At 42.0% G+C, this 13073-nt stretch carries 14 protein-coding genes; 10 read left to right on the top strand and 4 right to left on the bottom strand.

Translation table 11 applies throughout. The features are described from left to right. Position 1: 1 nt before the first annotated feature. A complete protein-coding gene (locus CYCPU_RS0102185) occupies positions 2 to 1072 on the bottom strand; it encodes an AI-2E family transporter (protein WP_015005246.1) in 1071 nt (356 codons plus the stop codon). 329 nt (positions 1073 to 1401) lie between these two features. On the opposite strand from CYCPU_RS0102185, the gene CYCPU_RS0102180 reads away from it, so the two are divergent. After that, a complete protein-coding gene (locus CYCPU_RS0102180) occupies positions 1402 to 2334 on the top strand; it encodes a cation diffusion facilitator family transporter (RefSeq protein WP_020161810.1) in 933 nt (310 codons plus the stop codon). A 2-nt stretch (positions 2335 to 2336) separates the two neighbouring features. Here CYCPU_RS0102180 and CYCPU_RS0102175 read toward each other — a convergent pair whose 3' ends face one another. After that, positions 2337 to 3221: a DMT family transporter gene (locus CYCPU_RS0102175; RefSeq protein WP_026362555.1), complete on the bottom strand. Its 885-nt coding sequence runs from the start codon at positions 3219 to 3221 to the stop codon at positions 2337 to 2339. Positions 3222 to 3306: 85 nt separating this feature from the next. Between CYCPU_RS0102175 and CYCPU_RS0102170 the strand changes: the two genes are divergently transcribed. From CYCPU_RS0102170 to panD, 8 genes are all read left to right on the top strand, one after another. Then, entirely contained in the window at positions 3307 to 3738 is a 432-nt protein-coding gene (locus tag CYCPU_RS0102170; RefSeq protein ID WP_016389892.1) for an acyl-CoA thioesterase, read from the top strand. A 154-nt stretch (positions 3739 to 3892) separates the two neighbouring features. Then, positions 3893 to 5197, top strand: a complete 1305-nt coding sequence (pcnB, locus tag CYCPU_RS0102165; protein WP_020161808.1) for a polynucleotide adenylyltransferase PcnB — start codon at positions 3893 to 3895, stop codon at positions 5195 to 5197. Position 5198: 1 nt separating this feature from the next. Continuing rightward, positions 5199 to 5702, top strand: a complete 504-nt coding sequence (gene folK, locus CYCPU_RS0102160; protein WP_020161807.1) for a 2-amino-4-hydroxy-6-hydroxymethyldihydropteridine diphosphokinase — start codon at positions 5199 to 5201, stop codon at positions 5700 to 5702. Positions 5703 to 5772: 70 nt separating this feature from the next. After that, entirely contained in the window at positions 5773 to 6438 is a 666-nt protein-coding gene (locus tag CYCPU_RS0102155; protein ID WP_015005240.1) for a deoxynucleoside kinase, read from the top strand. An 18-nt stretch (positions 6439 to 6456) separates the two neighbouring features. Then, positions 6457 to 7269, top strand: coding sequence for a 3-methyl-2-oxobutanoate hydroxymethyltransferase (gene panB, locus CYCPU_RS0102150; protein WP_015005239.1), 813 nt, complete (start codon positions 6457 to 6459; stop codon positions 7267 to 7269). Between the two features lie 2 nt (positions 7270 to 7271). Further along, a complete protein-coding gene (gene panC, locus CYCPU_RS0102145) occupies positions 7272 to 8123 on the top strand; it encodes a pantoate--beta-alanine ligase (protein WP_020161806.1) in 852 nt (283 codons plus the stop codon). Between the two features lie 12 nt (positions 8124 to 8135). Continuing rightward, on the top strand, positions 8136 to 9884 hold the full coding sequence (locus CYCPU_RS0102140) for a mechanosensitive ion channel family protein (protein ID WP_020161805.1): 1749 nt from the start codon (positions 8136 to 8138) through the stop codon (positions 9882 to 9884). Positions 9885 to 10007: 123 nt separating this feature from the next. Beyond that, complete coding sequence (gene panD, locus CYCPU_RS0102135) at positions 10008 to 10388, top strand: aspartate 1-decarboxylase (RefSeq protein WP_015005236.1); 381 nt, start codon at positions 10008 to 10010, stop codon at positions 10386 to 10388. 116 nt (positions 10389 to 10504) lie between these two features. Here panD and CYCPU_RS0102130 read toward each other — a convergent pair whose 3' ends face one another. Together CYCPU_RS0102130 and CYCPU_RS0102125 are read right to left on the bottom strand one after the other, a co-directional pair. Continuing rightward, the gene (locus tag CYCPU_RS0102130; RefSeq protein ID WP_020161804.1) at positions 10505 to 11548 is read right to left on the bottom strand and encodes an MBL fold metallo-hydrolase; all 1044 of its coding nucleotides are present in this window, start codon (positions 11546 to 11548) and stop codon (positions 10505 to 10507) included. Between the two features lie 72 nt (positions 11549 to 11620). Continuing rightward, positions 11621 to 12382: a hypothetical protein gene (locus CYCPU_RS0102125; protein ID WP_020161803.1), complete on the bottom strand. Its 762-nt coding sequence runs from the start codon at positions 12380 to 12382 to the stop codon at positions 11621 to 11623. Between the two features lie 84 nt (positions 12383 to 12466). Between CYCPU_RS0102125 and CYCPU_RS0102120 the strand changes: the two genes are divergently transcribed. Further along, positions 12467 to 12898, top strand: a complete 432-nt coding sequence (locus tag CYCPU_RS0102120; protein WP_015005233.1) for a hypothetical protein — start codon at positions 12467 to 12469, stop codon at positions 12896 to 12898. Positions 12899 to 13073: the final 175 nt, after the last annotated feature.

Here is a 13073-nt window from a genome sequence, read left to right as displayed (position 1 = left end):
ATTATTTGATTGGGCTATCAAGCACATTATAACGAGTGGGCCACGCCACTAAAACTGCTTGAACTAATGTAGCCAACGGAATTGCAAAGAAAACGCCCCAAAAGCCCCATATTCCACCAAAAAATAAAATGGCCACAATAATGGCAACAGGGTGAAGGTTAACAACCTCGGAGAATAACAGCGGCACAAGAACATAGCCGTCTAGCGCTTGAATAATTAGAAAAATACTTGTCAGGTAAATAAATTCATTTCCCCATTTCCATTGAACATACGCAACTAGCACCACAGGGATCGTCACAACGGTAGCACCGACATACGGCACCAATACAGATAACCCGACTAAAAAGCTTAGAAGCATTGCATAGTGCAAGCCCACTAAATTAAACGCGATAAAACAGACCGCCCAAACAATTAAAATTTCCCAAACCTTGCCTCTAACATAATTAGCAATTTGCTCATTCACTGTTGACCAAACTTCTATTGTTAAACGTCGATTGGTGGGCAAAAAGCTGGCAAACCATTGTGAAATTTCTGCCTTGTCCATTAAGAAAAAGAACACCATCATCGGCACTAAAAGCAGATAAACAATTAACGCCACAACATTTAGGACCGAGGCGGCTGAAAACGACAATAAATTTTGCCCATATTTAACCGCTTCTGTACTGACTTGATCAAAAATTAATTTAACCTGAGCTTCGGTAATAAAGTTTGGGTACTTTTCAGGCAAGGCCGTAAATAAGTGAACCCCCTGATTTAACATATTGGGTAACTGTTGAGCCAATTGAACTGTTTGTATGGATAACAAAGGAATCAGCCCAAATATCATATAAGACAACAGCGCCATAAATAAGCTAAACGAACTGATAACCGCTAACTTTCTGGACAAGCCCAAAAATTGGAATTTAGCAACAACCCCTTCCAGTAGGTAAGCTATCACTATACTGGCCAACACTGGTGATAACAATTCACCCACCCAGAGGATGGCTAACAACCCAAATAATAAAGTTCCTAACAAAGCCAAAGCTTCGGGATTTGTCAGCACTCGATTAAACCACTGTTTTATATTTTCCATATCGCATCAAAAATTTAGTTACACCCAACAACCCCAGACATCCTACTGATCACCCCACACAATTGATCAACATACCCAAATGGATTTATTCGTTGACTACCGACTGATGCCGACCCCTTATATCATAACCTGTTTTTAGCCATCTCATCGCCAGCAGCACATAAATGCTAGAAGATAGCGCCGTTACGATTATTTACGCAGTTTTCTTTCTGTTTTATTCTCCTTATACCCAATAGCGCTTTTATTGCTGTCCTTGCAAATTGCATAAGGCTTTACAAGCAAACAAAATATGGTGACACTTGCTGCATTATTATCACCTTATTTGGCCCATGTCCTCATCTTCTAAGAAAGTTATCTACGCGGCGCTCATTGGCAACAGCCTCATCTCCATTACTAAATTTATTGCTGCTTTCTACTCGGGCAGCTCTGCTATGCTCTCTGAAGGTATTCATTCGCTGGTCGACACGGGCAACCAAGTGCTACTGTTACACGGTTTAAAAAAGGCCAAACAACCTGCTGACAAACAATTCCCTTTCGGTTACGGCAAAGAAATATATTTTTGGAGCTTTGTCGTCGCCATCCTTATTTTTGCGGTTGGCGCGGGTGTTTCTATATATGAAGGTATTCACCATATTATTGCCCCCACACCAATGGGCGACCCAACGCTAAGCTTTTGGGTCTTAGGCCTAGCCTTCGTTTTTGAAGGTGTCGCATGGTTTTTTGCCTTAAATGAATTCACTCGCAGCAAGGGCAAATGGGGATACCTTGAAGCCGTACAGCGTGGCAAAGACCCGTCTATGTTTGTTGTATTATTTGAAGACTCTGCTGCCATGCTCGGCCTGTTGATTGCCTTTCTAGGCATAGCCGCCTCTTATTACACTGGCAACCCATTATTCGATGGTATCGCCTCTGTCATTATTGGCTTAATTCTAGCAGGAACTGCCATTTGGCTTGCTTACGAAACTAAAAGTTTATTGATCGGTGAAAGTGCTAATCCAGAGTTAGTCAGTGATATTCGACGTATTGTTAGTCATTATGACACTGTTGAGTCGATTCATGAATTACTCACCATGCATATGGGGCCAGACTTCATTATAGCGACGCTAAACGTCAACTTTAAAGACGACCTATCAACTGGACAACTAGAACAAACCATTGCCAACATGGATTTGCAAATCAAACAAAAATATCCGCCTGTTAAACGCGTGTTTATTGAAGCACACACCATCAGCTCATCAGTAACCAAAACCCCGCAGCGTTAAGTTTATCGCTGCTTCCTAAAATTAATTTGCAACAGCAACCCCCCGACAATAAGCGCCGCTCCTAGCCCTAAAGTCATGGTAAACGGCTCACCAAGCCATATGGTTGACGATAATATCCCCATTAATGGCACCATTAGCAAACCTAGCGAAACAGTCATCGCCGGTAAAATTTGCGTTGCCCTTATGGATGCCCATTGAGCCAGCGCCGTCGCCAGCATGCCGTTATATAACAAAATAAGCACCAGCTCAGCACTCCAAACAACAGCTTGTGTATTAGAAAACCAAGCGTAGGGCACCACGATCAGTAAAGCCACCATAATTTGCCAGGGCGTTAACTCCAGCACACTGCCTTTCCATTTATGTTGTCTAATATGCAAAATAGATATTGCCCAAACCATCGCCGCCACTAGCAATAATATATTGCCCTTAACCACCGAGGCATCATTCCAATCAAAACCTAAGGGGTTAAACAGAATTAATAGACCGCAAATTCCAACAGCTGCCCCGACCAACTTTATTCGCGAGACCGGTTCTTTTAAAACAAAATAGGCGCCAGGCGTCACCCACAATGGCGTGGTATAAGCCAGTAACGCGGCCCTTCCAGCATTCACCTCAGTTAAGCCCATATTTATTAAGGTTACAAAGACAGCAAACTGCATCACCCCGACACCTAAAACAATAGGAATATCCTGCCGATGCGGCCGCTTTAAACGTCCCAAGAATAAAAGTAAAACCGAAATAGTAACCAGCGCTATACCCAATCGTGCAGCCGCGAACCAAAGGGGATCTATCGACCTTAAACCAATTTTTATAATCGGCCAATTTACCCCCCAAATAATCACTATTAAGATCAATAAAACCCATGCAGAAGATAATAATTTATTCACATTCTTGGCCCATTTATAAAAATACAATATAGCATTACATAATGCTCCTCTATAATGTGAATCACCAATCAATATTGAGGGCGACATGACCAGATTATCTATCACGTACCCAGAACACACCTTATTCAGTTGTACGTTACCTGTGCGCATCGGCGATATTAATTATGGCCAGCATCTAGCACATGACAAACTCATTTCAATGTTGCATGAAGCTCGCGCCCAATTTTTTATTCACGTTGGTATGCAAGAGTCAAACATTGCTGGCTTGGGCATCATCATGGCCGACTTATCTATCTGCTACCAAGCTGAAGCTTTTCACCCTGACCAGCTAAACATCGACATTGCCATAGAAGACCCAAGCCGTTGCGGCTTCAATATGCTCTATCAAGTCAGTAAGAATAACGGGGAAACCATTATTGCCACTGCGAAGACAGGCTTACTGTTTATGGATTACCATAAGAAAAAAATAAGCGCCATGCCTAAGGAGTTTAAACAGCTCATCGACCCGGACTTATAAAAACACATACCCGTTATACAGGCATTCTTTAGCACGTCCAAAACGCTTAGAAATGGCAAAAATAACGCAAAACAACCCTATTGCTAATATACGTTACAATACAATTGTTCATCAAGAACCTAATCATTGACTACTGACTACATTAAAAACTAATTTGTTAACTCAACATAAACCAACCACTTACACATTACACGAACTCGGTTTATCTGCCGATAAACTTGACCGCCACGCTGTTTCAATTACTGACCGCTTGGTTAAAGCAGGCTTTGAAGCTTATTTAGTTGGCGGTTGTGTTCGCGACTTATTATTAGGACTACACCCTAAAGACTTCGATGTTTCCACCAATGCCGAACCTGAAGAAGTCCAAGCGCTATTCAAAAACTGCCGATTAATTGGCCGCCGTTTTCGGCTCGCACATATTCATTTTGGTCGCCATATTATTGAAGTAGCGACTTTTCGCGGGCCTCACGTTAAACACGATAAAAATGACAGCCATGCTCATCGAGATGGCCGCCTATTGCGTGATAATGTTTATGGAACCTTAGAAGAAGATGCTTGGCGCCGTGATTTTACCGTTAACGCGCTGTATTTAGACCCTAAGAAAAAGACCGTTATTGATTACGTTGGCGGCATTAAAGACCATCAAAATAGAGTCTTACGGCTAATGGGCGACCCTATCACCCGCTTTAAAGAAGACCCGGTAAGGCTCCTTCGCGCTGTTCGGTTTCAAGCAAAGTTAAACTTTCAAATAGAAAACGACACCGCCGCACCTATGCTAGAAATGGCACCGTTGCTAAAAGATATTCCTTCTGCTCGTTTGTATGATGAAACACTCAAACTTTTCCTCAATACAGACGCAAATCAAATTTTCGACGCACTCCGTCAATATGGTCTGTTTGAAGCGCTTTTCCCGCAGACCGACTTATGTCTTAAAAAAGCTACTTCTGATAAACCACTTGGACTTCTTAAACAAGCCATGAGCAACACAGAAACCCGCTTAAAGAATCAGCAACACGTCACCCCTTATTTTTTATTGGCCACCTTGCTCTGGGAACCTGTCCGCCGGCTTATTGAACAAAACAGGTCATCATTCAGTAGTGATACGCAGGCCATTCATGCAGCAGCCAATGAAGTCATTGCACACCAGGTTAGCCGACTAGCTATCCCAAAGCGGATGACCACACCCATGCGTGAGGTTTGGGCTTTGCAACCACGCTTTCATAAGCAAATTGGCGTGCGATGTTTGCGCTTTTTAGAACATCCGCGCTTTCGTGCGGCTTATGATTTTATGCTATTAAGGGCGCAGTACGGAGAGGTGGATGAAAAAATTGCCGATTGGTGGACTCATATCCAAACACTAGACCCTACTGAACAAAAGCTAATGACACGGCCCAATCAGTTCAAACATAAAAGAAAATCACGCAAGAAGCCCCCTAAACCAAACAACACTGAGCTTTAACGTGCAACACTCTGTTTCCGCCTATATTGGATTGGGTAGCAATTTATCAAACCCTACGCAACAAGTACTAACTGCTATTGAGCGCCTTAAGCAACTAAAAAACTGCTCGCTTGAGTTGGTCTCCAGCTTGTACCAAACGCCTCCGATGGGGCCTCAAGATCAGCCTGACTACACTAATGCTGTGGCTAAAATCAGTACCTCGCTTACGCCCTATGAGCTATTAACTTCATTACAAGCCATCGAAAATCAACACGGTAGAACACGGGACTCGGGGCGTTGGGGCGCAAGAACATTAGATTTAGATATATTGCTTTATGATGCACTGGTTTCTCAAGACCCAGAACTGACACTCCCTCACCCTGGGATCGCTTCTAGAGCTTTTGTTTTATACCCATTAATTGAACTCAACAAAGATCTCAACATCCCTACCTTAGGCCCTGTTCAAACCTTAATAGACAAGTTGAATGACAGCGCACCCACACGTCTCGATTCAGCCAAAATTTAACCGATGATGGCTTGAAACATATCGTCGTATCGTGCAAAGTTCTCTCCTCACTCATAGAAAGCATTAAACCTTGGATAATCACACTTTAGAAACCGCTCACCCACCCAAGTTCATTGCTGTTGAAGGCCCTATTGGCGTCGGCAAAAGCAGCTTAGCGAAAAAACTTGCAGCAAGTTTTTCGTGCGACCTCGCGCTGGAAAAAGCCGATGAAAACCCCTTTTTAGAACATTTCTATACGCACACCAACCAATCCGCATTACCCGTTCAACTGCATTTTTTAACGGAACGAGCAAAACAATGGAACGAATTAAGCCAAAATGAGCTTTTCTCAACAGGTGTTGTGGCTGATTTTATGCTCGAAAAAGATCGTTTATTTGCGAAGCTCACCCTAACGGATGAAGAGTACAAATTATATGATCAAATGTATCAATCACTTGCCATACAAACAACAAAAGCCGACTTGGTCGTCTACTTACAAGCCCCCGTTAATACTTTACAATCTAGAATAAGAAAACGCGGCATTAAGCACGAAAAGAATATCAGCGGAGAGTACCTACAAAAACTCTCCAATGCTTACACTGAATTTTTCCATCATTATGATTCAGGGCCCTTACTTATCGTCAACGCAAGCGACATCAACCCTGTTGATAACGATGAGGACTACGAGCAACTGCTAAAACACATCTGCTCTACACGCGCAGGTCGCCACTATTTAAACCCCTTACCCATTTTATAACCCCTTTTTGAGATCGACATGAGCCAACATTCAAGCCATAAAAAAATCACCAATACCGACTTACTCACCATGAAAAAACGTGGCGAAAAAATTGTCAGCCTTACCGCTTATGATGCCAGTTTTGCGCATATTCTTGATAAAGCGGGCGTTGAAATGGTACTGGTTGGCGACTCACTCGGCATGGTTGTCCAGGGCCAGTCAAGCACCGTTCCTGTTACAGTAGAAGAAATGGCTTATCACTCAAAAATCGTTTCACGCGGCTTAGAACGCGCTCTGTTGGTCACTGACCTACCGTTTATGAGTTACCCCGATCCTCATACAGCGGTTGATAATGCAGCTATTTTAATGCAGCAAGGCTACGCCAATATGGTTAAGCTTGAAGGTGGCCAAAAAATTCTCGACAGTGTGCAACATATTGTCGATCAGGGCATTCCCGTCTGCGGACACCTTGGGTTATTACCACAGTCGGTCAACCAATTAGGCGGGTATCGCGTCCAAGGTAAGGATGACACACAGGCAAACATAATGATTGAAGACGCTAAGTGTCTTGAACAAGCCGGTGCCAGTGCAATTGTTGTTGAGTGCATTCCTTCATCCTTAGCTAAAAGAATTACCGCCTCTGTTAGTATCCCTATTATCGGTATTGGCGCAGGTGTTGAGTGCGACGGGCAAGTCTTGGTCAGCTATGATATGTTGGATATTACTGCTGGTAAACGCCCCAACTTTAGTAAGGATTTTATGCTTGAGGCAGGTAATGTTTCAGCCGCCGTTAACGCCTATGTTGAAGCTGTAAAAAATAAAACATTCCCTGCAGAAGAACACTCGTTTTAACTATGCTTGTTGTAGCAACCATTAAAGAATTACAAAACGCCCTCCATAAACACCGGCAAGCAAATAAAAAAATTGCTGTCGTACCCACCATGGGGAACTTACACGAAGGGCACCTTGCGTTGGTTAAAACTGCTCAACAACACGCTGATATCGTTGTGGTAACCTTATTCGTTAACCCTACACAATTTGGTGCCAACGAAGACTTAGATAGCTACCCGCGTACCTTTCAAGATGACTGCGACAAGCTTGATGCGCTCAATACAAGCATTCTTTTTGCACCCAACATTGATGAAATGTACCCGTTAGGAGGCGATCAAACAACCCACGTACACGTTCCCAATATGACCCAAGTTTTATGTGGCGCTTCACGACCCGGGCATTTTGATGGGGTGACCACCATTGTGTCCAAATTGTTTAACATTACCCGTGCTGACATTGCTATATTTGGTGAGAAAGATTATCAGCAATTGGCCGTTATTCGTCGTATGGTAAATGACTTAAATATCCCCATCAAGATTATCGGAAAACCAATCGTTAGAGAACCTGATGGATTAGCCATGAGTTCTCGTAATGGTTACTTATCTGAAAAAGAGCGACGAATAGCCCCTCGTCTTCATCAACTTTTACAGACCATTAAACAAGAAATTATTGAAGGAAACCATGATTTAAATAGCCTAGAAAGTCATGCCATAACAGACTTAATCGAAGCTGGTTTTAAACCCGACTACCTACAAATTTATCAGCGCAGCGAACTTAGGCCCGCCACTGAAAACGATAAAGAAATTATTATTCTTGCAGCGGCTTTTCTGGGTTCAACAAGGCTAATCGACAACATATACGTTAACCGCTCATAAGCATTATTAACCATGAAATATACGTTACTGACCCTTATACTTCTTCTCAACACCAGCCTTTGCTTTGCAGAAAACGCTGACTCTACAGAGAATGACAATGACCATCAGGTGGTCAGCGCAGAAGCCTTAGGCCTTAGTTCGCCAAGGGATACTTTTTCAACATTCTTGCACAGCATGAATGATATTAAACGTGGTCAGCCAGAAAAAATTAATAAGGCCATCAGCACACTAGATTTATCAGCTATCAACCCACTGGTTCGAGATGAAAAAGGCCGTGACCTAGCATGGATGTTACTTGAAGCCATTGATAAAACCCGCATCGTAAAGCTTGAGAACATTCCAGATAATAAATCAGGCGCTCCCTACGTCTTTGCTCAATACAAAAATGACACTATCAGTATTGTTAAGTCATACAATGATCGTTGGTTGTTTAGCCAAGAAACGCTTTCATCGCTCCCCAACATTATTGACCAACTAGCGTCTAAAAAAACCCTAAAAGTTGAGGATCAAAACGCACAGTTTATTCCTTGGCATATTCAATTTCGTCGGCAATTACCCGACACCCTTAAAACGCGCTCTTTCTTGCTTGAAAATTGGAAATGGTTAGGGGTTTTATTGTCTATCGCGCTCGGCGTTATCGCTGACAAAGTTGCCGCTTTCTCACTGCAATTAATGGTGTTAAATTTCCGCAGAAAAACTAAGACGCCGGCCTTCAAAGAAGCACCTGAAGATATGCTTAGGCCGTTGGCGATGCTCGCCATGGCTGCTATTTGGTGGGCTGGTTTAAACCTCCTTGCACTGCCAGAACAGGCAATGGTTATTTTATTGGTTGCCGTTAAAGTTCTCGCAGGCATTGCGGGTGTTTGGGGTGCTTATAGACTGGTTGATTTCGTCACTCTCTATTTACATTACCAAGCCAGCAAAACTGACAATAAAGTAGATGATGTTCTTGTTCCTCTTATTAGAAAAACATTAAAAGTTTTCGTCACTGTCATAGGCATTACCTTTATTGCTTCTAATTTAAATTTGAACGTTTCAAGCCTACTGGCTAGTTTAGGCCTTGGCGGTTTAGCATTTGCTCTGGCTGCAAAAGACGTCGTACAAAACTTATTCGGCTCGATCACGGTTATTCTCGATCAAACCTTCCATAATGGCGATTGGATCATCGTTAACGATATCGAGGGCAGTGTCGAAGAAGTGGGGTTACGAAGCACCAAAATACGCACCTTTTATGATTCCCTTATTACGTTGCCTAATGCTATTTTTATCAATGCAAAGGTCGACAATATGGGGCAGCGCCGCTATCGCCGACTTAGCTGTAACGTAGCCTTAACGTACGATACACCTCCCGATAAAATTGAAGCCTTCTGCGAGGGTGTAAGAGAAATTATTAGACTGCACCCATACATGAGAAAAGATTATTTTCATGTTTACCTCAATTCACTGGGCGCCTCTTCGCTAGATGTTCTTGTTTATGTCTTTTGGGAAACGCCTGATTGGAGTACCGAATTACGAGAGCGTCAACGTTTTCTATTAGATATATTACGTCTGGCAAAAGCACAGCATGTTGACATTGCATTCCCAACACAAACCTTACATTTATTAACGCCAAACGATGTAGCTGACAATAGCAAAGAAAGCACGACAGTCCCTTCTGACTCTTCTATAAATACACTGTCAGAACAATTCAAACGCTCTGCAAAAGACATTGTTTCTCAATCGATAGACCCAGACAATAAACCCCCGCCAGTAAAGTTCTAACGAATATTTGAATTTTATAGCCCTATGATTTATAAAGAATTATTGCATATGCACATTATTGTTGATGAAAAACGACATATGAGGCATAATTCCCCTCCTATTTAGTCAATCTAGCTTATTTTTATGCGTTCTACGATGTTACAAACAAAGTTACATAGAGCTACTGTAACTCACAGCGAACTTCATTATGAAGGATCCTGTGCTATTGATGGAAGCCTACTCGATCTTTCAGGTATTCGTGAGTACCAACAAATTGACATTTATAATGTTAATAATGGCGAACGCTTCACTACATATGCTATTAGAGCAGAAGATAACAGCGGTATTATTTCTGTTAATGGTGCGGCTGCACGTCGCGCAACAGAAGGCGATATTTTAATTATTTGCGCTTATTCAGAATACAGCGAAGCAGAACTGGCTACCTTTAAACCTTGCCTGGTATACCTTGACGATAATAATGGCGTTAAAGAAACAAAAAACGCCATTCCTGTGCAGGCAGCATAGTTCAAACATATTAATCAAAACCCGGTGAGAGTTCACCGGGTTTTTTTATGCCTAATAAACAACTTGTACTTAAGCCTATAAGCGACCAATTTGCTTTTTAATAGGTTCTTTAACGGTTATCGCTCAACTGGAAACGCAAGCTTATTCCACGCCAGCATGCCACCTTTCATATTCTTAACATTATGAAACCCCAGCCCTTTTAAAATGGCGGCTGCAGTCGTACTTCTAGCGCCTGACCGACACACTAGGATAACTTCTTTCTTTTTAAGTGGCTCCAAGTCTTCTATTACTTTAGGTAATGAGCGCATTGGAATTAAACGACTACCGGCTATATGCCCAAGCTCACCAGTGAACTCAGAGTCCTCTCTTACATCAATAATTACGCAGTTATCGGCTGTTTCTTCGAGTCGATTTTTTACCGCGGCGGGTTCCATTTGTAATACTTGATTTAACTCTGCAATCATTGGAAATTTAATAAGGTCATCATCGACCTCGCTTTGGTTGATCTGTAAAACTTCTTGAATTTTTTCAGGAAGTGGCAGGTTCAAATTATCCATAATCTCGATATATTCCTCGCGCGTTTTCCCCGCTATTCGCGGATTTGATGCCTTCTCTAAACCAACCGTTGTTTCTGTATTGCCACGGTAATCATGCGCAGGGAATAACAAGGTTTTATCAGGCAGAGTAAAAATTTTATCCGTAATAGAGTCATATTGATCACCAGCATTTCCACCAGCAAAATCTGACCGCCCTGTGCCTTGGATCAAAATAACATCGCCCGTTAAAACCCTGTCATCATTAACATAGAAACTAACGCTATCTGGAGTATGCCCGGGGGTATGCAGCACTTTAATATGTATATTACCAACCGTTAACTCATCACCATCAATATAGCGCTTATCTACTGTTGGTTGTGGTGATAGCTCATGCATCATCACAAGGCAGTTCGTTAATCGCCTAAGGGCTGTACAGGCTGAACGATGGTCGGCATGCGTATGCGTATCTGCGACAAATTTTAATGTAAGGCGGTGATAGGCTAATATCGCAAGGTAGCGATCTATATAGCTATCAACCGGGTCAATGATAGCGGCCTGCCCAGCATCTAAGTCCGCTATTAAATATGTCTTACAGTTGATATTATTTAATTCTTGAAAAAACATAATACAACCCCTTTTATTCTAATTGTCTATTACCTTATATTAATGGCTTATATCAATCCATGATTTATCTCATCAATTAGCGTTAATCCACCCTATCTCTCTCGCTGTTTCTACACCTATCACAGATTGTTTTAACGACTCTGGCATAATTGACTCGTCTTCATTGATTGGAATCTTACCCGCCATTATCTCGGCCTTTGACTGACGATAGCGCAGATTAGGTGATGCAAAACCACTTGGGTAACTCGGCTGCCCCGTTGTTAAACTATATTTATCCGACGCGCCCACTGTATGCAATAACTCATGTGCAATAACCAAATTATTCTGCTCATCATACTCAGCTGAAGCATACGCATTGACCACGCCAATCAAACCTTTTTGCAAACCCAACGAATGTGCTAACGGCTGATTAGCATTGACTGGATGATAACGCACAAAAATATTCACTGTGTTTCTATGACTATCGACAGCCTGTTGGTATGACCAAAACCGTAAGCGTAGACTCCAGAAAATCACCTTTAATATATTACCATCTGTTGGTGGAAAGGGTGGTTGCTGCATGATTTCTGGCTTTAGTGTGATAACGATAGGGTCCGCATCAAATTCCCTATATGTCGCCCATTGCACCTTGAAAAACTGATTTAGACTGAGAAAGTCTTGAGCCGTTAAGGCATTAATATATTGACCTGTTAATACGTCCCCGCCAGCATTAATAGGGTAAATAGATACCTCTAATGGTTTAATCCAAGCCATGGTATCAAGACGTTGCAATTTGCTATAAAAAGCGACAAAAAAAAGGATCAGTAATAACAATATAATCCTGATTAATTTCATATTACTATGCAAAGTATTTTAAAAATTTGCACTCTCCATTAAAGATCATATAATTGTACCTCTTTAGTTAACGGGGCTTCGCCTATGTTATTAGCTTTCATTCTTCTTACATTAGTGGTGTTAGCACTCGTTTACTACAAAAAGAAAACACCACACACCTCTTCAAAAGCAAACACCTCGACAGAACGTCAACAACAGCGAATTCAATCAATGATTGATTCAAAAAAATACTGGGGTTTTTATATTGAACCCCGCGATGAAAAAAATTGCTGCACCTCTGTTCTAGCCCTTCGTAAAAAGCACTTCCCTATCAATAGCGTTCCCGCCTTGCCGTTAGACGACTGCTCAAAAAAAATATGCCATTGTAAACATGTGGGTTTAGTCGAAAAAAGAAGGCCCGTTTATCAGCGCCGCAGAACTAATGACCGCCGTGGCAGTATTAGGTTTGAAGAAGTATCAGATCGACGTTCACATTCAGACCGTCGGTCTAGTAATTGGGTACAACATAGGCATTAGCCTGTCTGTTCAACGCGACAAAATACCCCCCTTTCAATTTCTGTGTTTTCCTTTCTTTTACGCTTAACGAATCTATTGTTAACTGCATTGCTATACCCATTCGTATAAAAAACACTCTTAGTCAAATATCATAACCTAATCATTTAGCTTTCATGTGCTTTCTCCAAAAAGAGCC

Source organism: Cycloclasticus pugetii PS-1 (assembly GCF_000384415.1).
In the GTDB taxonomy this organism is placed as follows: domain Bacteria; phylum Pseudomonadota; class Gammaproteobacteria; order Methylococcales; family Cycloclasticaceae; genus Cycloclasticus; species Cycloclasticus pugetii.
Note: the sequence above shows the minus strand (reverse complement) of the source record. Positions and strands in the feature narration are given on the sequence as shown.